The sequence below is a fragment of the Moraxella caviae genome (assembly GCF_002014985.1).
GTDB lineage: Bacteria > Pseudomonadota > Gammaproteobacteria > Pseudomonadales > Moraxellaceae > Moraxella > Moraxella caviae.
This window is the reverse complement of sequence record NZ_MUXU01000056.1, coordinates 40116-66624: the sequence shown is the minus strand read 5'-3', so window position 1 is coordinate 66624 and position 26509 is coordinate 40116. Positions and strand designations below refer to the sequence as shown.

The following is a 26509-nucleotide window of genomic DNA, read 5'->3' as shown; positions in this document are numbered from 1 at the left end:
AATTTTAATCCCACCAAAATTCATTTTCAATCCCAGTAAAACCCAATTTTAATTCATCATCATTCAATTCACTGCCACATTACAATCTATAACAATCGTGGAAATTTTGAACAAAAATCCACCAATTTTCAAATTTTATGGAGAAAAAAGACGCAAATGCCGTATAATACGCGCCGATTGCAGCTTTGGCTGTAAATGTGTACTTTTGTTGCCCAGCGGTTTGTGATGGGTGAAGGTTGAGAATTATGTACGAAAATCTGATTTCTTGTGCAGCCAAGCCAAGTTTTACCTAAGGCTTGCACTGTGTGGTGAATACGATTAACACACCACTTTGGGATATTTTGATTTGGATGCTGATTGCGATCGGCTTATTTTTTACACTGATTTCTGGTTTTGCGCAGTTTCGTCTGTTTGGCAGAAGTGTGAAAACCATGCTAACCAGCCGCTCTGGACATAATGCAGATGACGGCATTTCGGCATTTCAGGCGTTTGTAACGGGACTTGCCAGCCGTGTGGGCGTGGGTAACGTGGCAGGCGTGGCGATTGCCATCAGTCTTGGCGGTGCTGGTGCGGTGTTTTGGATGTGGCTGATTGCTTTGATTGGTATGTGTTCGGCATTGGCAGAATCTAGCCTTGCGCAGCTGTTTAAAATCCGCGACCCTTTGACAGGGCGTTTTCGTGGCGGCCCTGCGTATTATATTGAGCAAGGTCTTGGGCAAAAATGGCTGGGCGTGGTATTTGCCATTGCGCTGATTGTGTGTTTTGGCTTTGTATATCAATCGATTCAATCAAATACCATCACTCAATCGCTACAATCAGCGATGGGCTGCGTGTCAGAAAATGATGCGTGCCAAGGCGATTGGCAGATTTATAAGCACGTTGTCGGTGCGATGCTGGTGATTTTGACTGCGCCTATTATTTTTGGTGGTATTCAGCGTGTGTCAAAGATTGCCGAGATGATTGTGCCGTTTATGGCGATGATTTATCTTGCGGTGGCGGCATTTGTCATTGTGCTAAACATCACCGAAGTGCCAGCGGTGATTGGCTTGATTTTCACCAAGGCGTTCACCTTTGAAGCGGCAGGCGGCGGCTTGTTTGGCTCTATGGTGTCAGCGGCGATGATGCAGGGCATTAAGCGTGGCTTGTATTCAAACGAAGCAGGTCAAGGTTCTGCGCCAAACGCAGCGGCAGCAGCCAGCGTGAAGCACCCTGTGGAGCAAGGCACGATTCAGATGCTGGGCGTGTTTGTGGATACGCTGATTGTGTGTTCTTGTACGGCTTTCGTGATTTTGCTTGCCACCATGCCAGAAAACGCAGGCGATTTGACAGGCGTGCAGCTCACCCAAGCGGCGCTAGAGCAGCACGTTGGCGGCTGGGGTCAGTATTTCTTGGCAGGTTTGTTGTTTGTGTTTGCGTTTTCTACCATCATCGGCAATTACGCTTATGCTGAGTCAAATATGCAGTTTTTGAAAAACAACGAAATCGTTTTGACGCTGTTTCGTGTGCTGGTTTTGGCGTTTGTGTATTTTGGTGCGGTAACTAAAGTGGCGGTCGTGTGGGACATGGGCGATTTGACGATGGGAACGATGGCGTTTATTAACTTAATTGCCATTGTGCTTTTGTCAAAATACGTTTTTGCACTGGTCAAAGACTACCAATCGCAAATCCGCGCAGGCGTTGCCGAGCCTGAATTTAAGCTGGAAAATCACCCACAAATGCAAGCCAAAGTGAAATCTGACATTTGGCGTTGATGGGCTGCTTAGCTTAATAATTTAAGTACAAAGATCCGATGTTATCATCGGGTCTTTTTTTATTGCCAATTTTTGCGAACTTTATTACAAATCTGGGCGTGAAGTGTGGTGAAGTTACTGCCAATTTTGGGAGTGTTTCTTAATAAAAACTTGCCCGTGATTGAAAAATATTTCGCAAATATTGCTTGGTTGTAAAGTGTCTTTATAAGCGGCTGTAAATGTGCGAATAAATGCACAAAACGGCAAAATTCCCCAAGAAATTTATCGCCAAAAGGTGTAAAATATGAAGTATTTATGACAACTGGCAAATCTTGAGCGTTTGATTTGCCAGCGTGATTTGATTCGTCATATTTGATTTTTCACAAATTTACTTAACCTAAGAATTTCAACCCAAGAATAACGGTGCGACTTATGGCAGCTTTTGACAAAAATGCGTTTATCCAGCTACTTTTGGATTATCAAGTGCTAAAATTTGGCGAATTCACGCTAAAATCAGGGCGTGTCAGTCCGTACTTTTTTAATGCTGGATTATTATCAAGCGGTCAAGCGCTGGATATGCTGGCGTGCGGTTATGCTGATGTGCTGGCGGATAAATTGGGCGAGCGTCCAAGCATTTTTGGCGCGGCGTACAAAGGCATTCCTTTTGTGGCGGCAACGGCACAAACCTTGTGGCGCAATCACGGCGTGAACACCGAGTGGGGCTATAATCGTAAAGAAGCCAAAACGCATGGCGAAGGCGGTAATCTGGTGGGCGCAAGTTTGCAAGGCAAATCGGTGTGGGTGATTGACGATGTGATGACCGCAGGCACGGCAATCCGTGAAGTGGTGCAGATTTTAAAAGACGCAGGCGCAAACCTTGCTGGCATTGTGATTGCGCTTGACCGTAAAGAAAAAGGGCAAGATGAGCGCAGTGCGGTACAGCAAATCACCGAAGATTTTGGCGTGCCTGTGCATTCTTTGGTGGATATTGACGACATTATCGCATTTTTACAAGCCAAAGGCGAGACAGATGTGCTGGAGCGCATGATGGCATACCGTGCGACTTATGGAGTATAAATCAATGAAAAAACTCAACTTTTTGGTCGTGATGGACGACATTGCCACCATCAATTACAAAAAAGACTCAACCCTTGCGATGATGTGGGCGATTCGTGAGCGTGGGCATGGCTTGTATTATTGCGGCATTCATGATTTGTGGCTAAACTTAGGCGAGCTGTATGTGGACAGTCAGCCTGTGGAAGTTTTTAAAAATCCTGAGAAATTTTATGAATTGGGCGAGAAAAGTACCGTCAAAGTTACTGAATTTGACGTGATTTTGATGCGCAAAGATCCGCCATTTGACATGAATTTCATTTACGCCACTTATCTTTTGGATAAGGCGAAAGCTGCTGGCGTGCTGGTGGTGAATGATCCATCGTCCATTCGCGATTGCAATGAAAAGCTGTTTGCCACTTGGTTTAGCGAAGAGATGAGCGAGACCATCGTTACCGCCAAGCAAGCGCACATTCGTGAGTTCATCAAGCAGCACGGCGATGTGATTGTCAAGCCGCTTGATGGCATGGGCGGCATGGGGATTTTCCGCTTAACGGCGGACAGCCCAAACATCGGCTCAACGCTAGAAATGCTCACGCAAATGCAGACGCTGCCCATTATGGCACAAAAATATTTGCCAGCGATTAAAGAAGGTGATAAGCGTGTGCTGATTGTGGGTGGGCAGGTGGTGCCGTATTGTTTGGCGCGCATTCCGCAAGGCGGTGAGACGCGCGGCAATTTGGCGGCTGGCGGCCGTGGTGTGGCAATGCCACTAAGCGATGCCGAGCGTGCTGTGGCCGAGAAAGTTGCGCCGATTTTGCTAGAAAAAGGTTTGTATTTTGTGGGCTTGGATTTGATTGGTGCAAAAATCACCGAAATCAACGTTACCAGCCCAACGTGCGTGCGTGAGATTGACGACCAATTCGGTACGCAAATCGCGGTAGATTTTATTGGGTTTGTGGAGAGTTTACTTGCCCAGTCATAATAGTCATAAGCCAAGTGATTTGCTGTTTGCCGAACTTGATGCACTTAAGGGGCGATTGGATTGCTTAAGGCCGTTTGACCCTGCGGTGTTGGCAAGCGTGCAAAATGATTTGATGGTGCGCTGGACGTATCATTCTAATGCGATTGAAGGCAATACACTCAGTCTGTTTGAAACCAAAGTGGTGCTAGAGCATGGCATTACGGTGGGCGGCAAGGCGCTGACAGAGCATTTGGAATGTATCAATCACAAAGAAGCAATTTTATATTTGCTTGACGTGGTGGCAAATCATGAGCCTTTTAGCGAATGGCAAATCAAAAACATTCATCAGCTAATTTTAAAAGGCATTGATGATAAGAATGCGGGTCGTTACCGTGCGGTTGATGTGCTGATTAGTGGTGCGAGCCACAAGCCGCCAAGCTCTGTATTGCTTGACGAGAAAATGCTGGCATTGATTGCGTGGCATCATCAAGCTGATTTGCACCCTGTGTACAAGGCTGCTAAATTGCACGCAGATTTTGTCATCATTCATCCTTTTATTGATGGCAATGGTAGAACAGCGCGGCTTTTGATGAATTTGGAATTGATGAAAGCAGGATTTTTGCCATCGGTGATTACTGTGGAAAGCCGTTTGGCGTATTATCAGGCATTGGACAGCTGGGCAAATGGCGATGAAATGCCGTTTGTACAGTTTGTGATTGACAGCCAAATGCAAGCCTTTGAGTGGTATGGCAAGACATTGGGTCTGTAATGATAAGCATTTTAGAGCGACAAATTTTAATTTAAACGTATTATAAACCTTGGAACAACCATGCAAACAAATATTCTAATGATGGCAGCAGGCACAGGCGGACACGTTTTTCCTGCGCTGGCGGTGGCAGATGAGCTGGCGGCTCGTGGCGCGAAAATTCACTGGCTTGGTACGCCAAACGGCATGGAAAATGAGCTGGTGGCAAAGCACGGCTACACTTTTCATGCCATTGACATGAAAGGTTTGCGTGGTAATGGCGTGGCAAGATTGCTTAAATTGCCCGTCATGCTGTTTCGTGCGGTGCTGGCGGCGCGCGCAGTCATTAAAAATGAGCGCATTGATGCGGTGGTGGGCTTTGGCGGTTATGTAACGGCGCCGGGCGGACTTGCGGCAAAGCTGTGTAAAGTGCCGCTCATCATTCACGAGCAAAATGCCATTGTCGGCATGAGTAATAAAAATCTGGCACGTCAAGCCGATAAAGTGCTGCAAGCCTTTGATGGGGCGTTTGATTTTATGGCAAGCTCGCTTGGTAGTAGGCTTGTAACGGTTGGCAATCCTGTGCGTGCCGACATTGAAAATGCGCCTTTGCCAGCAGAGCGTTATCGTACGGACGACACATCGCCTTTAAAAGTGCTGGTGATGGGCGGTTCTTTGGGCGCGCAAGCCATCAATAATGCGGTGGTTGAGCTTTTAAAATCTAGCGCTCAGCCGCTGTCGGTGCGCCATCAGTGCGGCAAGGCAAATCACCAAGACATGCTGGTGGCGTATTCGCAAGCAGGCATTGACACCGCAAAACACACGGTGGAGCTTTTGCCGTTTATTGATGATGTGGCAGCGGCACTGAACTGGGCAGACGTGGTGATTTGCCGAGCGGGTGCTTTGACGGTAACAGAAATCCAAAGCGTGGGCGTGCCTGCGATTTTTGTGCCATTGCCGCACGCTGTGGACGACCACCAAACCGCCAACGCCAAGACCTTGACCGACATCGGCGCGGCGATTTTATTGCCACAAAGCGAGCTGTCTGGCGAAAAACTTGCGCAAACGCTTGCCGCGCTTGATCGCAGCCAATGCCTAAAAATGGCGCAAATCGCACGCACGAAGGCTAAGCCGCACGTTGCTAAGACGGTGGCGGACATCGTGGCGCAAACGATTTGATGGCGATTCAAAATGACGATTGATTTGGTAAAGATTAAATCGTCATCGTTAAAATTTGCCAATACAGCCAATAACAAGATTAAAAACTGGGATAAATCATTTCAGTAAAAATGATTTATTGATAAAATAGTTTAGGAAAACTTACCATGCAAAACGCTCATGATTTGACCGCAAAACAAAAAACACCGCCAACACGCTTGATTGAAATCCCTGAAATGCGCCGCATCAGCACGATTCACTTTGTGGGGATTGGCGGTGCTGGTATGTGCGGCATTGCTGAAGTGCTTGCCAACCAAGGCTATGCAGTAACTGGTTCAGACATCAAAGAAAGCGCAGTAACTAAGCGTCTGGTCAGCCTTGGCGTAGAAGTGTTTATCGGTCATGATTCTGCCAACATCAAAAACGCTGACGTGGTGGTGGTGTCGTCCGCCATTGACAAAACCAACCCAGAAATACAAGCTGCACTACAAGCACGCTTGCCTGTGGTGCGCCGCGCGGATATGCTGGGTGAGCTGATGCGTTATCGTCATAGCATTGCGGTGGCAGGGGCGCACGGCAAGACCACGACCACAAGCCTTCTGACCATGATGCTGACCGAAGCTGGACTTGATCCGACTTACGTCATCGGCGGCAAGCTCAACGCTTCTGGCAAGAACGCAGCGCTTGGGCAATCACGCTATTTGGTGGCAGAAGCTGACGAATCAGACGCATCGTTTTTGTCATTGCGTCCGATGGCAGCAATCGTTACCAACATTGACGAAGACCACATGGACACCTATGAAGGCAGCTTTGAAAAATTAAAGCAAGCCTACATTCAGTTTTTACAAAATATGCCGTTTTATGGCTTAGCAGTGATGTGCGGCGATGATGACGTGTTGCATGGCATGATTGATGACGTGGCACGCCCTGTGCTGACTTTTGGTCTAAAAGAGCATAATGACGTGCGCGCGGTGGATTTGCAAGTAGAAGGCACAAAAACGCACTTTACCGTACTTAGAAAAGATCGTGAACCGCTGCGTCTGACACTCAATATCCCCGGCGAGCATAACGTGTACAATGCGCTGGCGGCAATCACGCTTGCTACCGATGAAGGCGTGGACGATGGGGCGATTATCCGTGCGCTTGAGAAATTTGCAGGCGTGGGCAGACGCTTTGAGAAGCAGGCGCAAGTGGCGCTTGAAGGCGGTGATGTGCTATTGATTGACGACTACGGACACCACCCAACCGAAGTGCTGGCAACCGTGAAAGCCGCACGCCAAAGCTACCCTGAGCGCCGCTTGGTGATGATGTTCCAGCCGCACCGCTACAGCCGTACGCGTGATTGTTTTGATGATTTTGTGGACGTATTGTCGCAGGTGGACGAGTTGCTTTTGCTTGATGTGTATGCCGCAGGTGAAGCGCCAATCGTGGGCGCAGATACCAAGGCATTGGCACGCAGTATTCGTTTGCGTGGGCAAGTTGAGCCGACTTTGGTGGATAAAGACGACCTTGCGCCAACCATGCAGCGTGTACTAAAAGCAGGCGATTTGCTCATCACCCAAGGCGCAGGCAACGTGGGGCAAATCTGCCTTGATTTAAGAGATAACAATTTGTATTTGGGCTGATTTGATTCGCTAATGGCGTGATTTATCAGCGTATGATTTTATTAACACATTGATTTAATTGAGAAAAATTATGACAGATGTAAAAAATTTTGGCAAAGTTGCCGTGGTGTGTGGCGGCTTTAGCAGCGAGCGTGAAGTTTCGCTAAACAGCGGCAAAGCGGTGCTAGAAGCCTTGCTTTCAAAGGGTGTGGACGCACATCATTTTGACCCAAAAGAGACCGACATCAGCAAATTGCGTGAGTTTGACCGTGTGTTCAACGTCTTGCACGGCACATTTGGTGAAGATGGCAGCTTGCAAGGCGTGCTGGACGGTTTTGGCGTGCCTTATACGGGCTGCGGCGTGTTGGCGAGCGCCATTGCGATGGATAAATTTCGTAACCGCTTGATTTGGCAAGGATTAAATCTGCCAAACGTGCCTTATGTGGTGCTGCATGACGACACTGATTTTGATGCGGTGGAGCGTGAATTTGGCTTGCCGCTGTTTGCCAAGCCAGCAGCAGAAGGCTCAAGCGTGGGCGTGATGATGATTGAAAACGCTGGCGATTTGGCGAAAGCCTATCCGACGCTTAAGCAGTACCACGGTGAGATTTTGGCAGAAAAAGCCATCACTGGCGGTGAGTATGCGTGTGCGATTTTGGGCGATGAAGCCTTGCCGAGCATTCGTATCATTCCTAAGGGTAAATTTTACGATTATGAAGCCAAATACCTGCGTGATGACACCACTTATCAATGCCCATCGGATTTGACCGCTGAGCAAGAGCAAGAAATGCACGCCATCGCCAAGCGTGCCTTTGCGGCGGTAGACGGCAAGGGCTGGGCGCGTGTGGATTTTCTAAAAGACGAAAACGGCAAGCTGTATTTGCTGGAGCTAAACACCGTGCCGGGCATGACCGATCACAGCCTTGTGCCGATGGCAGCTAAAGTCAAAGGCGTGGAATTTGCCGATTTGTGCTTAAAAATCTTGGCGCAAACGCTGTAAATTTTGGATAAAAAACCAAGCTGTGATGGCTTGGTTTTTTGTTTTGGGGCGGGTTGCGGCTTTGGATTGAATGGTGGTTTTGGGTTGTAGCCAGTAAGTTGGGTGAGTAAAGCGAAAACCCAACATCTAAAATTCGCTTAAAAAAACATTGGGTTATGCTACCGCTAACCCAACTTACGAACTTCATAAAACCGATTTTAAGACTTACAAATTTGACCACCACACCTTAATTTGCCACACTGCCTTTGAAAAACCCTGATACGGCTCGGGCTATGATTCCTGAATAACCAATATCAGGGTTTTCTTTTATTCAAAACTTGCGATTTAGTCCATCACACCTTTTGCACTTGCCATTGTTGTCCTTCTAGGATTTCTAGGCGTATTTCGTGGTGCGCAAGCAAAGTGGAGCGGTGTCCCACGCTGATGATGGTGGTGTTTGGCAAAGCGTCCGCAAGCAAGCGATACATCGCATCTTCCAAGCCTTCATCAAGGCTCGCGCTGGCTTCGTCCAAAAACGCCACCGTAGGGCGGTGCAGCAAAAGCCGCGCAAATGCCAGACGCTGCTGCTCACCCAAGGACAGCACACGAGTCCAATCGTTCGGCTCATGCAGGCGTGCCGCCAAATGCCCAAGCTGCACACGCTCAAGCAAATCCTGCGCCTGCTTTGTGGCGGCAGCGTCATTTTCATCTGGCGCGATTTGCGGATAATACAGTGCATCAGACAGCCGACCTTGCGGCAAATACGGTTTTTGTGATAAAAACAGCGCATCATCAGGGCGAGAAATCGCACCATCAGAATACGACCAAAGACCTGCCGCCGTGCGCAGCAGCGTGGTCTTACCAAGTCCTGATTTGCCTTGAATCAGCAGGCGGCTGCCTTGGGGTAGGGTGAGATTTAGATTGCTAATCAGCGTTTTGCCAGCAGGGGATTTGACGGTTAAGTCATGAAAAATCACATCGCTGTCATGATGGCGTACTTGCGTAACGTTTGCGGCAGCGCTTTGTTTGATGGCGTTTTCAAAGCCTGTCAGGCGGTTGAGCGTGGCTTGATATTCGGCAAAGGTGTCGTAAACGTTACGAAAATAGGACAAATTGCCATGCAAACGACTAAAAACTTGCATGGTTTGCATCAAATCGCCCAGATTGATTTGCTTGTTAAAATAGCGTCCCACTTGGATAATCAGCGGAAACACCACCGAAATTTGCGTGATGATTAAGTTGAACCCTGAAAATTTGAGCGTACGAAACACAATCGCCCACATATTGCCGATGACGTGATTGAACTGGCGGTACAAAAGGTTTTTCTCCGCCTTTTCGCCTGCATAAAAAGCGATGCTTTCGGCATATTCCTTGACACGAATTAGGGAATAGCGGTAGTTGGCGTTGAGTTTTTCGTTGGCGAAATTTAGGTTAATCAGCGGACGACCCAGCCAAAACGCAATCACGGTGGCAAAAAGCACATAAATAAAGACCAAAAACACCATCATGTGCGGAATTTCCACGCCCAAAAGCGTCATCGGCCCAGACAGCGTCCACAAAAGCAGCGTGAACGAAATGATGGACGTTACCGCGCTAATCACGCCAGTGGCAAGCGATAAAGACGTGCGCACATAGGCTTGTACGTCTTGCTGAATGCGCTGGTCGGGGTTGTCCACTTCGTTGAAAATTTGCTGAGTTTTGTAGTAGGCGCGGTTGGCAAGCCACTTATCCAAAAGATTTTTATTCAGCCATTCAATCCAGTTAATGCTAAAACGCTGCTCAGCATAATAGGTCAAAAGCGCATTGGTAACTGCCGCCGCTGCGATGAAGCAAAAAATCAGCATTTGCTGCCAAAAAACCTGCTGGTCAAAGGCTTCCAAAGACGCGTACATGGCATTATACCAATTTGAATGAATTAGGCTAATGCGCACTTCCAGCAGTGTTAACGTTACGATAAAAACGAAAAATAACAACGGTTTGATGCTGCGTTTTGGCGACAAAAACCCAGCCGCCATTGACCAAAACTGCTGCCCCCAAGTGGTGCTTTTGATGAGGGCAAACATGGCTGCGCCAAAGACCACGGCGGTGATGGCAAGGCATTTTAAAATCCACCAAAGGGATGCAACGATTTCTGCTGACCAATCCATACAAAATCTCAATAACAAAGGTGCTGTATTTTAGCACATTTGCAGTGGAAAAAATCATCAAATGAGAAAACTTTGCAATAAGAATGTCGGCAAGCGTGGCAAGAAAGGGTGAATGGTTTAAAAGAGAAAACGGCTAAAAAGAGAAAATGGCTAAAAGCAAAATGCCAAAAAGAAAAGACCAGAAATAAAAAAGCCTTCCGAAAATGGAAGGCTTTTTAGAATATGGCTCCCCAACCTGGGCTCGAACCAGGGACACACGGATTAACAGTCCGATGCTCTACCGACTGAGCTATTGGGGAATCGGTGGTGGGTCGTGCAGGATTCGAACCTGCGACCAATTGATTAAAAGTCAACTGCTCTACCAACTGAGCTAACGACCCGATTTGAGTTGCGTATTATACACGATAATCACAACATTGCAAGCATTTTTTTAAAAATTTTTAAATTTTTTCAAATTTGCTTGCCGTTATAAATGATGGTGGGTCGTGCAGGATTCGAACCTGCGACCAATTGATTAAAAGTCAACTGCTCTACCAACTGAGCTAACGACCCTTATCTATAACGTGGTGCGTATTATACAGCATAATTGAATAAATGCAAGGGGTTTTTGTGAAAGTTTATAAAAAATTGCAAAAATTTTGCGCATTTTATAAAACGTGCCAAAAAATTAGCCCAAAACCGCCATAAATCGTATGTGGTTGCAATAAAAAACGCCAGCATAAGCTGACGTTTGTGGCGGTGAAAACGATGTTTGGCAAGGTTGGTTTTGGTAAATTGATAAACCCTAATTCCTTGCCAGTGCTTCCACAGGGTCAAGACGTGCGGCATTGCGCGCGGGCAAAAAGCCGAAAATCACGCCAATCAGCGTGGAGCAGACGAACGCTGCCACGATGGAGACAGGCGAATAAATAACGGCAAAATCACCGCCACCAAAGCGGTTAATTGCTTCGCCGATGGCAAATGCGCCCAAAATCCCCAGCACGCCGCCCAAAATACACACCAAAATCGCTTCAATCAAAAACTGCTGCAAAATATCACTTTGGCGTGCGCCCACCGCCATGCGTACGCCGATTTCATTGGTGCGCTCAGTTACTGAGACGAGCATGATGTTCATCACGCCAATGCCGCCGACAATCAGCGAAATGATGGCGATGGACGAAATCAAAAGCGTCATCGTATTGGTGGTGGATTGGACGGTTGCTTTGATGGAATCGGTGTTCATGATGTTAAAATCGTCCGTGCCGTGCCGCGATAAAATCAAATCGCTGATGGCTTTTTCGGCAATGTCCGATGGCGTGTCGTCATCAATCAGCACCACGAAGCGGTCAATATGGCTGGTGCCAAGCATACGGTGCATGACGGTGGTGTAGGGCATGTACAGATTTGGCGAGTTGCTGGTGCGCCCAAAACTTGAATTTTTGGCGGACAACACGCCCACCACTTGCCCCGGCACATTGCCCACGAGCAGCACTTGTCCGATGGGGTTGCCTTGCCCATTAAAAAAGGTTTTGTAGGCATTTTGGTCGATGATGATGTCTTGGGCAAGGGTGCTGATGCTTTGTTCGCTAAAGCCTTGACCCATATCAAGTTTTTCGCCAGTTACAGACAGATAGTCCTTGCCCACGCCATTAACAGCACCGCTGGCTTCTACGTTTTTATAGCGCACGGTAACGCTTTTATCCACCTGCGGACTCACGGATTTGGCGTAGGGCTGTGCTGCCACCGCTTCGGCATCGGCAACGGTGAGATTGTCATAGCCGTAGCGCCGTCTTGGGTCGCCAAATGGATAGCCATCAATGACGGTGATGGTATTAGTGCCAAGTGCGCTGATGCCTTCTAGGATTTTGGCCTGCGAGCCTTGTCCAAGTCCCACGACCGACACCACAGACGCAATGCCGATGATGATACCCAGCATGGTTAAAAGCGTTCGCATTTTGTGCGCGCGCATGGCGTAGATGGACATTTTAAAGGCTTCTTTAAGCCTGTCAAAAAACCCGAAAAAGGCGTTTTTGCGCTGATGATTTTGCTGTGAGCTGGCAAGTGGCTGCGTGCTTTTGGCGTGCGAATGTGGCGCAGCGTGATTGGCAGGCGTAGAATTTTTCGCCTTGTCCATATCGTTTGCGCCATTTGCACTGTCTGCATTGTGTGCACAATTTTGCGCGCTGTCTTGCGTACTGTCTTGCGTATAATAATCAGCGATGATGTGTCCGTCTTTGAGTTCAATCACACGCTCAGCTTGTTTGGCAAGATTTGGGTCGTGTGTAACCATGATGATGGTGTGTCCTGCGTCTTTTAGACGGTGCAAAATCGCCATCACTTCCTTGCCAGAGCCGCTGTCTAATGCGCCTGTGGGTTCGTCCGCTAGGATAATATCGCCGCCATTCATCAAAGCGCGCGCGATGGAAACACGCTGCTGCTGACCGCCTGACAGCTGATTTGGGCGATTGCCAAGTTTTTCGCCCAGCCCAAGCTGCGTTAAAAGCTCTTTGGCGCGCGTCTTTCGCAGCGCATTATCCATGCCAGCATAGACGGCAGGCACGGTAACGTTATCCAGCGCATTGATGTCGCCCAGCAGGTGATAACGCTGAAAAATAAAGCCGAAATGCTCACGCCGCAGCTGCGCCAGCTCTTCAGAATTCATGTCGTCCACCGAACGCCCATAAATGCGATAGTGGCCGCTCGTGGCTTTATCAAGGCAGCCCAAGATATTCATCAAGGTGGATTTGCCAGAGCCTGATTGACCAATGATGGCGACCATCTCGCCTTGATGCAGCGTCAGATTTAGCCCGTGCAGCACACGAATGCTGCTTTCGCCAGCAGCAAACTCTCTCACCAGATTTTTGATTTCAATGAGCGGTTGTTTGCCGTGCGCTGAATTTTGACTTGACGAGCTGCTTAGCAAATCGTTTTTTGGCATGATGTGATTAGGCTGTGATGAAATTTTACTCATAGCACACCCTTACATCATCGGTGGGCGATTGCCACCACCACCAGCAGGGGTGTCGCCGCCAGATTCGCCAATCACTACGTTTGCACCTGCTTCAAGGCCGCTTGTGATTTCTACGTTTACACGGTTGTTTAGCCCTGTGCTGACTTCCACAGGCTTGGCAAAGCCGTCTTCACCCACGACACGCACCACCGTTTTGCCGTCTTGTTCGCTTAGGGCGGCAGATGGTACGGTGAGTACGTTGTGCGCAGATTTGACGATGATGTTTACTTGTGCGGTCATGTCAATGCGAAATTTGCCTTCGGTATTATCCACGTCCAGATAGCCAATATAATACACTGCAGAGTCGGTGGTGCTTGTGCTGCTGATGGTTTCAGGGGCAGGCTCTACGCCAGCGACAACGGCATCGTACTGCTGCTCAGGATTGCCAAGAATGTTAAAGCGTGCTGGCAAGCCTTTGGTGATGTTAATCACGTCCGCTTCTGAGATTTGGGCATTGATGCGCACACGACTAAGGTCGGCAAGCGTAACGATGGTCGGTGCTGATTGGTTGGCGTTCACTGTCGTGCCTTGTTTTTGGGTGATGGACACCACCGTACCGCTGATTGGCGCACGAATGATGGTGTGGCTTAGGTCTTCTTCGGCAGTGTTTAAGTCGTTTTGCGCTTTAACGATGGCGGCCTTTTGGGTGGCGATGGCGGCTTGGGCGTTCACCACGTCGTTTTCGGCATTGCGCAGGCTTGCTTTGGCGGCAGCTAGGCTTGCTTTGGCGACTTGTACATTAGCAAGTGCGTCATCATATTCTTGGCGGCTGATGGCGTCCGCTTCTACCAAGCCGTGCAGGCGGTCAAAATTGCGCTGGGCTTTGTTCAGCTCGGCTTGGCGAGTGATGACGGTTGCGTGTGCGCTATCGACGTTGCCACGGCTGCTTTGTAGGCTGCTTTGAGCTTGTACGAGTGCGGCTTTGGCTTGGTCAAGCGACACTTGTGCATTTGCCAGCGTGTTTTTTTGCTCCACTTGGCTGATTTGCGCAATCAAATCACCTTGACGCACTTCATCGCCAATTTGCACATACAGCTTGACAATCTCACCTGACACCTGCGCGCCCACGTCCACGCTTTCAAGCGGTTTTACCTTGCCAGACGCCATCACCGTATCTTCAATATCGCCCATCACCGCAGGCGCAGTCAGGTAGTTTGGCGCGGCTTGTTTGGGTTTGAAAAACTGATACGCACCCAAAGCGACAGCCACAAGCACAAGGGCGGCAAGCGTGTATTTGATGTATTTGGCAGGGCGAGTTTTGGTGGGTTTGTTGATTGTCATAAATTATCCAAAAGTTCTAAAGCTTTCTTAAAATCGTTTGGTTTGTGCAGTTTGATGCGTGCGATTTGCGCTTTTTATATCGTTGATGGTTGTAAAAATAAGTCATGCAAATTTGGCAAAAACTGACAACGAAAATAAGCAATGAAATTTACAGCTTGTGCGATTGCGCTAAATTTGAGCAGTTTTAAATTTAAGCGGTGCTACACCTGAGCGATTGAAAATGCGCTTTATGATAGCAAGTTTATCTGTGGCAAATGTGCGTGATGGCGCAGCTTTTGTGTGCTTTGGTGGTGAAATTGTAAAATTTTGTAAATTTCATCGTGGGGCAAGCTGGCGGCTTTTGCTATTTGGCGGTCGGCAGTTTTTCGCCGCTGGCGATGGACAGCACCAAATCATGAAGTAATTGCCATGCGTCAAGTCCACTTACGCCTTTGATGGCTTTATCTATGGCGAAAATCTGCGCCGCCCAAGCATGGCTGACGGCGTGCGTGCGCCTGGCGGCGGCTGTGTAGAGTGATTGCTTGCTGCGCCAAATGCCAAGCGAATCAGGGCTTTTGCCTGCTTGTAATTGCAAAATGTGCCGTGCGTCTGTCGCCACCGTCCACAGTACACGGCTGGGCGCAGTGTCGCTTTGGCGCAGCTGGTGCAAAATTTGCAAGGATTTGTTAGGGTTGCCACCAAGCATAGCGTCAGATAAATCAAAACTGCTAAACGCCGCGCCTTCCACCAAGCCAGCTTGCAGTATCTCGCCATCAATCGTGGCATTAGGGTATAAAAATGAGAGTCGCCACAGCGTCTGATAAGCGGTGAGCAGATTATGCTCGGTGTGTGTCAAAAGCAGCGACCACGCTTCATTGGTGAGCGTCAGCCCAAATTCTTGGGCTTTGACTTGCAAAAGCTCACGTCTGGCACGCTCGTTTGGCAGGCTGGCTTCAATCATCATGCCACGCTCGGCAAAAAGCCTAAGCGCTTTGGTGGCTTGGGATTTTTTATCCTGCTTTGGTAAGCACCACAGCAGATGATGACCGTGCGCACCTTGGTTGGCTTCATCGGCAAATTGAGCAAGCGTGGCAATCATCGCAGCGTCTGGCTTGTGATTGCCTGTGATGATTAGGGCGTTATTATCATCAAATAGGCTAAGACTGGCAAGTTCACTTTCGGCAGTCAGCCAGCTTTTGGCGCTCGTCAGTTCAAGGCGACTGACGTGCTGGCGGTGCGCTTGCCAAATCGGACGGCAAGCGTCAATCAGCCACTGCACCATCAAAGGCTCATCGCCATGCACAAGCCACAAGCCCATCAAAGGCGGCGGCTCGTGGCTTGTGGCGGCTTGGCACAGGCGTTGATACAGTGGTAAAAATTGCATGGCTGGCTAAGGGGTGTTTGGCGCAGTGCTATCAGCCGCAGTGTCTTTGGCAAGCGCGTGGTATTGCTCGGCAATGCGCTCGGCAAGATTGTCATACAGCCAAGCGTGGGCTTTGTTGCCTTGAGAATCCACCGTGGTTACGCTGGCTTCGTTGTATTGATAGCTGCGTTCTACTTGGATTGGCTGCGTGATGGATTTGCCGCCAATTTGATAGCGCACATCAGCAAACAGCACCACACGCACTTCGGTCAAAACACCAATCAGCTCATAACGGCGAAAACGCAAATTATTCACCGTAATGCTGTTTTTGGCGGTGTTTGCCAAATTGGCGTTATCGCTTGCCATATCATGCGCTTGCACGCCCAGCATTTGCAGGCGTGTGGTCAAAGGACGCTTGAGTGCGTGCGCGGCTTGATTATTTTCTAGCGACAGCCCAACTTGCGTGGCAGACGCAGCAATGGGCGCAACCGTATCACTTGGCGTACCACGTAGCGCAAAGCCGCACGCACTTAAGCTCAGCGCACCAAAAAGCACGCCAAAGATGAGCAGGGCTTTGGGTTTGATGATTGAAATTGTCATAATTCACCTAAATCATGCAAGGCTTATACCACAAAGCTGACCAGTTTGTTTGGCACAACGATTTGTTTTTTAATCTCGCCAGTCAAAAACTTATCCACGCCATCTACTGCCTTGGCAAGTGCAATCAGCGTGTCGTTATCAAGACCAGTTGCCACGTCCATCTTGCCACGCACTTTGCCGTTTACTTGCACGACCATGGTGATGGTGTCATTGGCAAGCGCAGCGTCATCAAGTTGTGGGAAAGTCAGATTTGCCGAATCAAAGCCCAAACACTCCAGCAAATGCTCGCCTGCGTGCGGTGCGTACAATGCCAGCATAGACAGCAGGGCGATGATGGCTTCGTGCTTGATGGCAAGCGCGGTGGTGTCCATGCCATCAAAGCCTGTGATTTCGTTGGCAAGCTCCATCAGGCTTGAAACTGGGGTGTTCAGCGCCAAATACTCGCCAAGGCTGGTATCGATTTTGGCGATGGTTTCGTGCGTTTTACGGCGCAAATCTTTGGCAGGTTTTGGCAGATTTGCTAAGTCAATTTTAGCGATGTCAAGTGCTGCTGCGTCTGTGGTTTTAAGCGCATCAATATGCTCATTTGCCAAACGCCACACTTTTTTGATGAAATTGTGCGGGCCTTTTAAGCCATTGTCCGACCACTCCAGCGTCTGATCGGCAGGGGCGGTAAATAGCGTGTACAGGCGCACCGTGTCTGCACCATAGCGAGTGATGATTTCGTGCGGATCGACGCCATTGTTTTTAGATTTACTCATTTTTTCAATCTTGCCAATGGTAACAGGCTTGCCATCAGCAATCAGCACCGCTTCGCCATTTTCCACCGCCACTTCGTGTGGGAAATAGTAGGTGGTTGAGCCGTCTGCGTTGCTGCGATAGAAAGTGCCAGCCAGCACCATGCCTTGTGCGAGCAGATTGGCAAATGGCTCATCACCGCCCACTAAGCCTTCATCACGCATGACTTTATGGAAAAAGCGCGCATACAATAAGTGCAGCACAGCGTGTTCTACACCGCCCACATATTGATCCACCGCAAGCCATTTATCAGCGGCGGCACGGTTCACCATTTGGGTGTCATCGTGCGGTGATGTGAAACGCTGCGCATACCAGCTGGATTCTACGAAAGTATCAAAGGTGTCAGTTTCACGCTCGGCAGCCTGTCCGCATTTTGGACAAGTGCAGTTGATGAATTCTGGCATATTTTTAAGTGGATTGCCGCGGCCGTCTGGCACGACATCGGTTGGCAATACCACAGGCAAATCAGCTTCGTCCACAGGTACAGTGCCGCAGTATTCGCAGTTAATCATCGGAATTGGGCAGCCCCAATAACGCTGACGAGACACGCCCCAATCACGCAGGCGGTATTGGGTGGTGGTTTTGCCAAGTCCTTTTTCGCCCACGATTTCAGCCACCTTGTCAATCGCTGCTTGGTAGCCAAGACCGTCCAGCACGCCAGAATTGATGCACACGCCATCGCCTTTGTTGCCATACCATTCTTGCCAAGTGGTCGTGTCATAAGCGGGCATACCTTTGACATCAATCACTTGGGTGATTGACAGGCGATATTTATTGGCAAATTCAAAATCACGCTCATCATGCGCAGGCACACCCATCACCGCACCAGAGCCGTAGCTCATCAGTACATAGTTGGCAACCCACACAGGCACAGGCTCGCCTGTGATAGGGTGCGCAGCGGTCAGACCTGTCGCCATGCCCACTTTTTCGGCTTTAGCAAGGTCAGCTTCTGCCACTGAGCCTTGCTTGCATTCGTGGCAAAATTGCGCGATGGCTTCATTGTGCTTGGCGGCATATTGTGCCAACGGGTGTTCTGCTGCCACCGCCAAATAGCTTACGCCCATCACGGTATCAGGGCGTGTGGTAAAGACACGCAGCACGTCCGCTTGACCGTCAATTTCGTAAGTGAAATCCAGCTCCATGCCGTAGCTTTTGCCAATCCAGTTGTGCTGCATAGAAAGCACTTGTTTTGGCCATTTGCCTTCAAGCGTTTTTAAATCTTCAAGCAGCTCATCGGCATAGTCGGTGATTTTAAAATAATACATCGGAATGTCGCGCTTTTCTACCAGCGCACCAGAACGCCAGCCACGACCGTCCACGACTTGCTCATTGGCAAGCACGGTGTTATCCACAGGGTCCCAGTTTACGGTGGATAGCTTTTTATAGACCAAGCCTTTTTTGTAAAGTTGTAAAAACAGCCACTGCTCCCAGCGGTAATATTCAGGCGTACAAGTGGCAAATTCGCGCGACCAATCAATAGACAAGCCCAGCGCTTTAAGCTGCGTGCGCATATTGTCAATGTTGGCAAATGTCCAAGCGTGCGGCGCAACGCCATTGTCAATCGCAGCGTTTTCGGCAGGCAAACCAAAAGCGTCCCAGCCCATCGGCTGCATGACGTCATAGCCTTTTTGGCGATAGTAGCGGCTTAGTACGTCCGTGATGGCGTAGTTGCGAACGTGTCCCATGTGCAGCTTGCCGCTAGGATATGGAAACATAGACAGCATATAGCGTGTCGGTTTGTCGGTTTTTTCGTTGGTGGTTTGATAGCGGTTGTCGGCTTGCCATTTGGCTTGCTGGGCGCTTTCAATGGCGTGAAAATCGTATTCTTGGGCGTTATTGTCTTGGCTCATGAGTTGCTCTTGGTAAAAACGTGAGAAATGATAAAAATTGTGGTTTTTTAGTCTTTTCAATGTCGCTTAGTTGGTCTTGACACAGTATTAGGGATACATCATCAAAGACGCTTGTCAGGCTAAATTGATTGACCGCAGTGTTCGGATTGGCAGGCGTGTGCGCAAAATTTGTCAGCCATCACACCTGCGCTAATAAAAATGAGAATTAACGCTCCATTATACCTAAATTTTTTGTGCTTTTGTAGCGATTGGGCGCAAAAATCTGCGTGCTTTTTGGCTTTTGTCTGTCTGCGTTTTACTTTTTAAAAGTGGCGTGCATTTGTAAAGCGGCTGGACAAGTGGTTCGCTGGGCGTGCATTTTGCACAGCTTAGCGATATAATGGGCGTGATTTTGATAATTTTTTGATAAATTTAGTGGCTAATTTAGTAACCAATTTGGTGAAATTTACGCAAGTTTTTGGCATAAGTTTTCACCCATAAGGAGTCATCATGCTGACGATTTACGGCATTAAAAATTGTAATACCATGAAAAAAGCGTTTGATTTTTTGGCAAATAAAGGCGTGGCGCATGAGTTTTTTGATTATAAAAAATCGGTGCTTGACGTACAAACCTTTGCACAAATGGCGCAAGAATTTGGCTTGGATAAGGTGATTAACAAAAAAGGCACAACTTACCGCGCCTTTGATGACGCTGCCAAAGCCGTGCTTACGGGTACAGATGTGCAGGCGATTTATGAGATTGTCAAAGACAAGCAAAGCGTACTCAAGCGTCCGATGCTCATCGGTGAAAAAGACGGCAAAAAGATTGCGTTGATTGGCTTTGATGAAAGTGAATGGGCGGCTGCGTTGGCGTGATTGTGATGATTTGCGCATGATAAAATCAGCTTGCAATAAAGCAAATCAAATAAACCAAAAAGCCTGCTTTAATCACAGCAGGCTTTTATCATGGGTAAATTTTAGGTATAAATCATGCACCGTCTCGCAAAATTTGCGTACCCACGCCTTCGTTGGTGAATACTTCCAACAAGCAAGCGTGCGGCACACGTCCGTCCACGATGGTAGCACTGCGCAGACCTGCCTTGACGGCATTGAGCGCGCCTTCAATTTTTGGAATCATGCCGCCAGAAATCGTGCCATCGGCAATCAAATTATCCACATCGGTGGGCGATAGGCTGGTGAGTACGTTGCCGTCTTTATCCAGCACGCCTTTGATGTTGGTAAGCAGCAGCAGGCGTTCAGCGTTCAAAAATTCTGCCACACGGCTTGCCACAAGGTCGGCGTTGATGTTATAAGTTTCGCCATTTTCGTCCACGCCAAGCGGTGCGATGACAGGGATAAAATCCGCCGCAATCAGCATATCCACCACGTCTTTATTGACGTGCGCCACTTCGCCCACATAGCCAAGGTCAATCGGCGTGCCATCGCTTGCTTTCATGGCAAGTTTGCTTGCGGTGATGAGATTGGCGTCTTTGCCCGTCAAGCCAATCGCGCGGCCGCCGTGCTTGTTAATCAGATTGACGATGGATTTATTCACCTGTCCGCCCAGCACCATCTCCACCACTTCCATCGTGGCTTTGTCGGTTACACGCATACCGTCAATGCGGTCAGATTCACGCCCCAGCTCTTTTAGCAGGCTGTCTACCTGCGGGCCGCCGCCATGCACCACTACAGGGTGTACGCCCACGGTTTTTAGCAGTACGATGTCGCGCGCAAACGAGCTTTCAAGTTCAGGGTCGGTCATGGCATTGCCGCCGTATTTGACGACAATCAGCTTATCTTTATAACGCTGAATGTACGGCAAGGCAGTGGTGATGACTTCGGCGGTGTGCTTGGCTTCGGCTAGGGATAATGACATAAAATTTCCTTTGATGGTTTTGGTGTTAAAGGGCGATTTGGTGTAATTTTGGTTTGTGTTGGTTTAAATGTGGCTATTTAATGCGTACCAGAGCTGCCAAAACCGCCTGCGCCACGTTCGCTGATGTCGCTAAATTCGTCCACAATGGCGAATTCTGGACGCACAACAGGCACAACCATATATTGCGCCATGCGTTCGGCAGGATTGAGCGTAAAATCGGTGTCGCTTCGGTTCCACGCGCTCACCATCAGCTCGCCTTGATAATCGGCATCAATCAAGCCCACCAAATTGCCCAGCACAATGCCGTGCTTATGCCCAAGTCCTGAGCGCGGCAAAATCAGCCCTGCAAAATTTGGATCGGCAATGTACACCGCAAGCCCTGTGCCAATGAGCTTGGTTTCGCCTGCTTTGATGGTGATTGGCGCATCAATGCACGCGCGCAAATCAATGCCAGCCGAGCCGTCTGTGGCGCGCGTTGGCAAAGGGAAATTTGGGTCGTTGCCGATTTTTGGATTGAGGATTTTTACTTGGACGCTGTTCATAAGATTTTAGATGGTTGAGTTTGTTTGGATTGAGTTGGCTTATAAAACGGCTTTTGCGTTATGCGCAATCAGTCGTTTTTGTTCAATTTATCATTATACAGCGAAATTGTTCGCGCGCAAATCAAAAATGCGAAATCGCGCTTGACTTGCTTTATCAATGATTGCCGATACTTAAAATTGCCAAGTCAATCACAAGCTACTCGCCATTTATTGCCAGTGATAAGTGAAAGTTTCGCCCGCCATGCGATCAACGTGATCAGCCACAACTTTTTGTAGGTGTGCTTCATCAAATGCGTCATCGCTTGTGGTTTTGGTAATGCTGATGTGTAGGGCGTTTTCGTGGGGCGTGAGCGTAATGGTGGCGTTGGGAAAATGAATGTGCTGTACGCCTGCGCTTTCGCTGACGGTGAATTTGTGCCGCCAATGATTCGCTAGACGTTTGGCGATGCGTGCGGCTTGGTCGGTGGTGATGGTGGTATAAGACATAGATTGCTCCAAAGTTTGGTTGGGTTTGTTTAAATTTGTCTGAAAAATCGATACAAATAATAATAAGAATTATTTTTATTTATTCAAGAGTGCAGGGCAAAATATCGTCAATTTTTAAGAAAAATATGCGTAAATTGGCATAAGAAATGGGAAAATTGCACGGATTTTGCATAAAAAGGTGCAAAGATGGCGGCTTTAGAGTACAATCTAGCTTTTATGACGTCTAAATAATTTAACAACCTAGCAACATTTGTGATGGATTAACGATGATTTTAAAGGCATTTTTGGTGGTGTTTGCTTGCCTATTTTTGGGCGAGATATTCATTTGGCTGACGGATTTGCCGCTGCCGCCCAGCGTGATTGGTTTGTTGATTTTATTTGCGCTTTTGCAGACGGGCGTTGTACCGCTGGCAACGGTGCAGCAGCTGGCACGCACGATGCTTGATTATTTGGTGTTGATTATCGTACCAGTTTGTATTTCTTTAATGCAATATTTAGATATTATTAAAAGTGATGCGTGGATTTTGATTGTGGCAACCAGCCTGTCAACGCTTTTGGTGCTGATTGTTACAGGTAAAGTGTACGCTGTGCTGCGTGCGTGGCAAAAATCTCGCCATGCGCTGACAAATCGCCACAAGTCATAAGGAGCGGTCATGAAAGATGTGCAAACCTTGACAACGAGTCCTGTGTTTTTGCTGCTGCTGCTCGTGGCGGTATTTCATGCGACCGTGTGGCTGCGTGGGCGTACGGGCTGGCAGCTTGTCAATCCCACGCTGGTTACAACCGTGGTGATGATTGCGCTTTTATTGACGCTTGGCGTGGAGTGGCAAGCGTTTGAAAAGGCGAGCGGTTACATTACGTTTTGGCTGCAGCCTGCGGTGGTGTGCTTAGCGGTGCCTTTGTATTTGCAATGGCAAAAAATTCGCACGCAGTGGCTGCCAATCATTGTATCGCAAGTGGTTGGCTCGGTGGTGGGCATCGTCTCTGGTGTGTGGCTGGTGCAGCTTTTGGGCGGTCAGCCGCAGACGGCGGTGGCGATAGCTGCCAAGTCTGTTACCATGCCGATTGCGGTGGAAGTTGCCGAGCAGCTTGGCGGTGTGGTCGGCATGACGGCGGCAACCGTGCTGATTGCGGGCGTGGTGGGGCAGGTGATCGGCATTGGCGTGCTGTATTATGCTCGGCTGCGCCGTCCGATGGCGCAAGGCTTGGCGATGGGTACGGCTTCGCACGCGCTGGGTACGGCGCGCGTCATGCAGATGGGGCAGCGTTTTGTGGCGTATGCGACTGTCGGCATGATTTTAAATGGTGTTTTGACGGCATTTTTAGCGCCACTGATTGTGCCGTGGTTGGTGTAGGTTGGTTGGGGAGTGGTTGGGTTGATTTTACGGGTTTGATTTATAGTACAGCTATAGATTTTTGGAGGGTGTGATGACTTGGACAACCGTTTTGCAATCCCATGATTTTGAGCAAGGTGGCGGCGTGGTTGTTTCTTCCAGCTTTATCACTATGGAAGATGTTAAAACCAAAAAGTTTCATTCATACAGCATTAAAAACGACCTTGAAGCCGTTGAAATTAAAGAAGCTAATGAAGTAGCAACTTTGCTAAACGGCATTAAAAATCTTGGTGTTGTGGCAACTGCTGGCGTTGTAGGCACGGCTGGTTTAGGGGTGGCTCTAGGCGCAGTGGCGGTAGGCGCAGCATTGCCAAAACACACCAAACTTGAATTGATTGTGTCTTTGCTATTCAAAGATGGTAAATCTGCCATCTTGCGCATGAGCCAAAAAACCTATGACAAAATCATGAAAAAACATCGTTAATTATTTAAGAATTTTGGAAAACCCATTTGCTTTGCAGGTGGGTTTTTTGATGTGGCTTATGGATTGATTAAGTAGCTTGGCGGGGTAGGTTGAAAATCAGTAGTAATCAGCTATAATACAAACATCAACCACCGTTTAGGGGATTGTGATGTTTGGTGTTAGTGTTTTACAGTCTGATTACTTTACTAAAGACATGGGTTCGTTTGGCAGCATTTTTGTGTTTGGCGATAAGCAAACAGGCAAGAATCAACAATACAATCTTGAAAAAGACGTGCAATCATTTCAATGTGTGGACGTTCAAGAAGTTGAAACGCTGATGGGTGATGTGCAAACAGGTGTGATAGGATTAACTGCCGGCACAGCCTTTTTTGGTGCTGGCTTATTACCTGCCTTGGGGGTGTTATGGCTGGGTGGATTATTGCCTGATCGCATGACAAACAACTATGTTTTGCAAATCATATTTAAAGATGGTAAATCCGCCATTTTAAGAGCCAGTGAAAGAAAATATCGCAAGCTCAAACCTTATTTTACCAAATAATAAAAGCTCTGCCATCGCAGGGCTTTTTTGATGTCTTTTACCCGCCTGATGGTGGGTTTTTATTTTCGCAAAAAGACCGATAATGAATTGCAGCTTTACCGTGTGCTGCATGATGTACAAACCTTCAAATTGGTGAGCATTGAAGAGTTAAGCGCATTGATGGACGGCATTTAAACTGGTGTTATTGGCGCAGGCGTTGTTTCAAGTTTTGCGCTTTTTGGTGCTGTGCCTGCATTAGCAGCCCTTTGCTTGGGTGGTATGTTGCCAGATCGTGTGAAAAACGAGTATATCTTACAAATAGAATTTACCGATGGGACTTCCGCTGTTTTAAAAGCCAATGAGTGAAAGTTTCAGCAAGTGAAAAAACATTTCACCTAGGTTCAATCACAAACAAGCTTAAAAAACTCTTATAAAGAGTGGTTTTTTACGATAAATTATTGGATTTATTGGGTTTTAATTTAATCTAACTTACGAGTGATGAATAGCAAAAACCCACCCAAAAAACATAAGTAGAAGTGGTGGCGTTGATGATGGGTGTTTAACGGCGCTTGACAAAGCGATGGGGCTTTAGTACTTTAAATGGCAGTAAGCCTATGTTGGGGGAGTTTATGTTGTTTTTGGTTGCCATGCTGTTTGCGATAGGTTTGGCAATTTTATTTATGCTGCCATTTTTGGTGGTTTTGATTGTCTTTTTACTATTCTTGGTTGTCTTTTTGTTTACTTATATCAAAAGCTTTATGATTGAGATGTGTAAAAATTTTGAGTAAGTTTTTGTTAACAAACCCTGCCAATGTGCAGGGTTTTTTGTGGGTAGCAAGCTGGTTGGTAAGTACAATTTAATATTTTAAAGTCAAATTATGATTTTAAAAACAACAATCTTTTTAAAACACTAAATCTTCACAAACCACCCATCACCCACCAAAAAACCGCCCATCCAGTGAGCGGTTTTGTAGGTTTATGAATTGCTGGCAATTTGCCGATAGCTTAATTGGCAGGCAGTTTTTGCAAAGATGCAATGCGATCGTCCAGCGTTGGGTGTGAGCGGAACAGATTGGCAATGCTAAAGCCTTGCGATTGACCTGACGAGATGGCGAAAGCCTTCATCGCTTCTGGCATATGGTCAGGACGTTGCGCCGCTGGGCGTAGGGCATTTAGCGCGGCAATCATATGATCACGACCCGCCAGACGTGCACCCATTTCGTCCGCACGATATTCACGCAAGCGAGAGAACCACATCACGATGGCGCTGGCAAGCATACCAAGCAAAATGTCCATCACAATGCTGGTAACAAAATAAGCAATGCCCGGGCTGTCGCTGTCGTTTTTGAAAATCGCACGGTCTACGAAGTTGCCGATGATGCGTGCAAAGAACATCACAAAAGCGTTCACCACGCCTTGAATCAGCGCCAAAGTTACCATGTCGCCATTGGCAACGTGTCCGATTTCGTGCGCCAAAACGGCTTCCACTTCTTCGGCGGTCATGGTGTGCAAAAGCCCTGTAGACACCGCAACTAGGGCGTTGTTTTTGTTCCAGCCAGTGGCAAAGGCGTTTGGTTCTGGATTGTCAAAAATCCCCACTTCAGGCATACCAATGCCCACAGCTTTGGCTTGCTTGGCGACAGTGTCAATAAGCCACTGCTCAGTGCCGTTTGTTGGGTTTTCAATCACCACAGTGCCAGTGGATTTTTTCGCCATCCATTTTGATAAAAATAGAGAAATTGCCGAGCCAATCATGCCGTACACAAAGCACATGATGGCAAGCCCTACATAATTTAGACCGCCTGCGCTATGCACGCCGCCGATACCAAAGAATTTAAATAGTACTGTCATCACGATGCTGGCGACAATCACGACAGCAAGGTTGGTGAGCAAAAATAACCCGATTCGCATCATGGGCGTAAGTTCCTTAAAATGTCTAAAAGTGATTAACTTGTGAAGTTTTGATGAATGAATTTAGCCAGCGATGATGAATTTTAAAACATGAATTTCCCGTATATGTTTTGTAAAATCAAGCAGTTAGCTGGCATCGT

The 26509-nt window shown here is 48.0% G+C and carries 23 protein-coding genes and 3 tRNA genes; 13 read left to right on the top strand and 13 right to left on the bottom strand.

All coding sequences use genetic code 11. The features are described 5' to 3' along the window. Nucleotides 1-296 precede the first annotated feature (296 nt). The 7 genes from B0181_RS09075 (at nt 297) to B0181_RS09045 (ending at nt 8254) form a co-directional block, all read left to right on the top strand. Entirely contained in the window at nt 297-1751 is a 1455-nt protein-coding gene (locus B0181_RS09075; RefSeq protein WP_342769695.1) for an alanine/glycine:cation symporter family protein, read from the top strand. Nucleotides 1752-2162: 411 nt separating this feature from the next. Further along, the gene (pyrE, locus tag B0181_RS09070; protein ID WP_078277186.1) at nt 2163-2807 is read left to right on the top strand and encodes an orotate phosphoribosyltransferase; all 645 of its coding nucleotides are present in this window, start codon (nt 2163-2165) and stop codon (nt 2805-2807) included. A gap of 4 nt (nt 2808-2811) precedes the next feature. After that, a complete protein-coding gene (gene gshB, locus B0181_RS09065) occupies nt 2812-3768 on the top strand; it encodes a glutathione synthase (protein WP_078277185.1) in 957 nt (318 codons plus the stop codon). Between the two features lie 22 nt (nt 3769-3790). Then, complete coding sequence (locus tag B0181_RS09060; RefSeq protein WP_078277210.1) at nt 3791-4516, top strand: Fic family protein; 726 nt, start codon at nt 3791-3793, stop codon at nt 4514-4516. 60 nt (nt 4517-4576) lie between these two features. Next, on the top strand, nt 4577-5671 hold the full coding sequence (murG, locus tag B0181_RS09055) for an undecaprenyldiphospho-muramoylpentapeptide beta-N-acetylglucosaminyltransferase (RefSeq protein WP_078277184.1): 1095 nt from the start codon (nt 4577-4579) through the stop codon (nt 5669-5671). A 146-nt stretch (nt 5672-5817) separates the two neighbouring features. Beyond that, on the top strand, nt 5818-7275 hold the full coding sequence (gene murC, locus B0181_RS09050) for a UDP-N-acetylmuramate--L-alanine ligase (protein ID WP_078277183.1): 1458 nt from the start codon (nt 5818-5820) through the stop codon (nt 7273-7275). Between the two features lie 70 nt (nt 7276-7345). Beyond that, entirely contained in the window at nt 7346-8254 is a 909-nt protein-coding gene (locus B0181_RS09045; protein WP_165474530.1) for a D-alanine--D-alanine ligase, read from the top strand. A 332-nt stretch (nt 8255-8586) separates the two neighbouring features. Here the strand turns inward: B0181_RS09045 and B0181_RS09040 are convergent, their stop codons facing one another. The 9 genes from B0181_RS09040 to leuS form a co-directional block, all read right to left on the bottom strand. Next, nucleotides 8587-10380 (bottom strand): ABC transporter ATP-binding protein/permease, encoded by a 1794-nt coding sequence (locus B0181_RS09040; protein WP_078277181.1) that lies wholly within the window; start codon nt 10378-10380, stop codon nt 8587-8589. Between the two features lie 223 nt (nt 10381-10603). Further along, a tRNA-Asn gene (locus tag B0181_RS09035) sits at nt 10604-10679 on the bottom strand. Nucleotides 10680-10684: 5 nt separating this feature from the next. Then, a tRNA-Lys gene (locus B0181_RS09030) sits at nt 10685-10760 on the bottom strand. Between the two features lie 96 nt (nt 10761-10856). After that, nucleotides 10857-10932: transfer RNA gene (locus B0181_RS09025), tRNA-Lys, on the bottom strand. 232 nt (nt 10933-11164) lie between these two features. Beyond that, nucleotides 11165-13297: a MacB family efflux pump subunit gene (locus tag B0181_RS09020; RefSeq protein WP_078277209.1), complete on the bottom strand. Its 2133-nt coding sequence runs from the start codon at nt 13295-13297 to the stop codon at nt 11165-11167. Between the two features lie 42 nt (nt 13298-13339). Continuing rightward, nucleotides 13340-14650: an efflux RND transporter periplasmic adaptor subunit gene (locus tag B0181_RS09015; protein ID WP_078277180.1), complete on the bottom strand. Its 1311-nt coding sequence runs from the start codon at nt 14648-14650 to the stop codon at nt 13340-13342. A 343-nt stretch (nt 14651-14993) separates the two neighbouring features. Beyond that, nucleotides 14994-16013 carry a DNA polymerase III subunit delta gene (holA, locus tag B0181_RS09010; protein ID WP_078277179.1) on the bottom strand — a complete coding sequence of 340 codons (1020 nt, stop codon included), beginning with the start codon at nt 16011-16013 and terminating at the stop codon, nt 14994-14996. A gap of 6 nt (nt 16014-16019) precedes the next feature. Beyond that, nucleotides 16020-16592, bottom strand: a complete 573-nt coding sequence (locus tag B0181_RS09005) for an LPS-assembly lipoprotein LptE (protein ID WP_078277178.1) — start codon at nt 16590-16592, stop codon at nt 16020-16022. 23 nt (nt 16593-16615) lie between these two features. Further along, the gene (leuS, locus tag B0181_RS09000; RefSeq protein WP_078277177.1) at nt 16616-19240 is read right to left on the bottom strand and encodes a leucine--tRNA ligase; all 2625 of its coding nucleotides are present in this window, start codon (nt 19238-19240) and stop codon (nt 16616-16618) included. A 489-nt stretch (nt 19241-19729) separates the two neighbouring features. Here leuS and B0181_RS08995 point away from each other — a divergent pair, with 489 nt between their 5' ends. Further along, entirely contained in the window at nt 19730-20095 is a 366-nt protein-coding gene (locus tag B0181_RS08995) for an ArsC/Spx/MgsR family protein (RefSeq protein WP_245953210.1), read from the top strand. A gap of 112 nt (nt 20096-20207) precedes the next feature. On the opposite strand, the gene argB is transcribed toward B0181_RS08995, so the two are convergent. The 3 genes from argB to B0181_RS08980 form a co-directional block, all read right to left on the bottom strand. Then, nucleotides 20208-21095: an acetylglutamate kinase gene (gene argB, locus B0181_RS08990; RefSeq protein WP_078277175.1), complete on the bottom strand. Its 888-nt coding sequence runs from the start codon at nt 21093-21095 to the stop codon at nt 20208-20210. A 77-nt stretch (nt 21096-21172) separates the two neighbouring features. After that, on the bottom strand, nt 21173-21637 hold the full coding sequence (gene dut, locus B0181_RS08985) for a dUTP diphosphatase (protein WP_078277174.1): 465 nt from the start codon (nt 21635-21637) through the stop codon (nt 21173-21175). Between the two features lie 207 nt (nt 21638-21844). Beyond that, nucleotides 21845-22123 (bottom strand): DUF2218 domain-containing protein, encoded by a 279-nt coding sequence (locus B0181_RS08980; RefSeq protein ID WP_078277173.1) that lies wholly within the window; start codon nt 22121-22123, stop codon nt 21845-21847. A 266-nt stretch (nt 22124-22389) separates the two neighbouring features. Here B0181_RS08980 and B0181_RS08975 point away from each other — a divergent pair, with 266 nt between their 5' ends. From B0181_RS08975 to B0181_RS12130, 5 genes are all read left to right on the top strand, one after another. Next, nucleotides 22390-22767 carry a CidA/LrgA family protein gene (locus tag B0181_RS08975; RefSeq protein ID WP_078277172.1) on the top strand — a complete coding sequence of 126 codons (378 nt, stop codon included), beginning with the start codon at nt 22390-22392 and terminating at the stop codon, nt 22765-22767. A 9-nt stretch (nt 22768-22776) separates the two neighbouring features. Further along, entirely contained in the window at nt 22777-23478 is a 702-nt protein-coding gene (locus tag B0181_RS08970; RefSeq protein WP_078277171.1) for an LrgB family protein, read from the top strand. A 73-nt stretch (nt 23479-23551) separates the two neighbouring features. Then, nucleotides 23552-23941, top strand: coding sequence for a hypothetical protein (locus B0181_RS08965; RefSeq protein ID WP_078277170.1), 390 nt, complete (start codon nt 23552-23554; stop codon nt 23939-23941). Nucleotides 23942-24089: 148 nt separating this feature from the next. Continuing rightward, on the top strand, nt 24090-24479 hold the full coding sequence (locus B0181_RS08960; protein WP_078277169.1) for a hypothetical protein: 390 nt from the start codon (nt 24090-24092) through the stop codon (nt 24477-24479). Between the two features lie 30 nt (nt 24480-24509). Next, entirely contained in the window at nt 24510-24653 is a 144-nt protein-coding gene (locus B0181_RS12130) for a hypothetical protein (RefSeq protein WP_158078959.1), read from the top strand. An 810-nt stretch (nt 24654-25463) separates the two neighbouring features. On the opposite strand, the gene htpX is transcribed toward B0181_RS12130, so the two are convergent. Continuing rightward, nucleotides 25464-26372: a protease HtpX gene (htpX, locus tag B0181_RS08955; RefSeq protein WP_078277168.1), complete on the bottom strand. Its 909-nt coding sequence runs from the start codon at nt 26370-26372 to the stop codon at nt 25464-25466. Nucleotides 26373-26509 lie beyond the last annotated feature (137 nt).

Excerpts from the sequence above, each read along its gene's own strand:
- pyrE (WP_078277186.1), top strand. The coding sequence starts at position 2,163 with ATGGCAGCTTTTGACAAAAATGCGTTTATCCAGCTACTTTTGGATTAT.
- gshB (WP_078277185.1), top strand. The coding sequence starts at position 2,812 with ATGAAAAAACTCAACTTTTTGGTCGTGATGGACGACATTGCCACCATC.
- murG (WP_078277184.1), top strand. The coding sequence starts at position 4,577 with ATGCAAACAAATATTCTAATGATGGCAGCAGGCACAGGCGGACACGTT.
- murC (WP_078277183.1), top strand. The coding sequence starts at position 5,818 with ATGCAAAACGCTCATGATTTGACCGCAAAACAAAAAACACCGCCAACA.
- B0181_RS09045 (WP_165474530.1), top strand. The coding sequence starts at position 7,346 with ATGACAGATGTAAAAAATTTTGGCAAAGTTGCCGTGGTGTGTGGCGGC.
- B0181_RS09040 (WP_078277181.1), bottom strand. The coding sequence starts at position 10,380 with ATGGATTGGTCAGCAGAAATCGTTGCATCCCTTTGGTGGATTTTAAAA.
- B0181_RS09020 (WP_078277209.1), bottom strand. The coding sequence starts at position 13,297 with ATGCCAAAAAACGATTTGCTAAGCAGCTCGTCAAGTCAAAATTCAGCG.
- B0181_RS09015 (WP_078277180.1), bottom strand. The coding sequence starts at position 14,650 with ATGACAATCAACAAACCCACCAAAACTCGCCCTGCCAAATACATCAAA.
- holA (WP_078277179.1), bottom strand. The coding sequence starts at position 16,013 with ATGCAATTTTTACCACTGTATCAACGCCTGTGCCAAGCCGCCACAAGC.
- B0181_RS09005 (WP_078277178.1), bottom strand. The coding sequence starts at position 16,592 with ATGACAATTTCAATCATCAAACCCAAAGCCCTGCTCATCTTTGGCGTG.
- leuS (WP_078277177.1), bottom strand. The coding sequence starts at position 19,240 with ATGAGCCAAGACAATAACGCCCAAGAATACGATTTTCACGCCATTGAA.
- B0181_RS08995 (WP_245953210.1), top strand. The coding sequence starts at position 19,730 with ATGCTGACGATTTACGGCATTAAAAATTGTAATACCATGAAAAAAGCG.
- argB (WP_078277175.1), bottom strand. The coding sequence starts at position 21,095 with ATGTCATTATCCCTAGCCGAAGCCAAGCACACCGCCGAAGTCATCACC.
- dut (WP_078277174.1), bottom strand. The coding sequence starts at position 21,637 with ATGAACAGCGTCCAAGTAAAAATCCTCAATCCAAAAATCGGCAACGAC.
- B0181_RS08980 (WP_078277173.1), bottom strand. The coding sequence starts at position 22,123 with ATGTCTTATACCACCATCACCACCGACCAAGCCGCACGCATCGCCAAA.
- B0181_RS08975 (WP_078277172.1), top strand. The coding sequence starts at position 22,390 with ATGATTTTAAAGGCATTTTTGGTGGTGTTTGCTTGCCTATTTTTGGGC.
- B0181_RS08970 (WP_078277171.1), top strand. The coding sequence starts at position 22,777 with ATGAAAGATGTGCAAACCTTGACAACGAGTCCTGTGTTTTTGCTGCTG.
- B0181_RS08965 (WP_078277170.1), top strand. The coding sequence starts at position 23,552 with ATGACTTGGACAACCGTTTTGCAATCCCATGATTTTGAGCAAGGTGGC.
- B0181_RS08960 (WP_078277169.1), top strand. The coding sequence starts at position 24,090 with ATGTTTGGTGTTAGTGTTTTACAGTCTGATTACTTTACTAAAGACATG.
- B0181_RS12130 (WP_158078959.1), top strand. The coding sequence starts at position 24,510 with ATGTCTTTTACCCGCCTGATGGTGGGTTTTTATTTTCGCAAAAAGACC.
- htpX (WP_078277168.1), bottom strand. The coding sequence starts at position 26,372 with ATGATGCGAATCGGGTTATTTTTGCTCACCAACCTTGCTGTCGTGATT.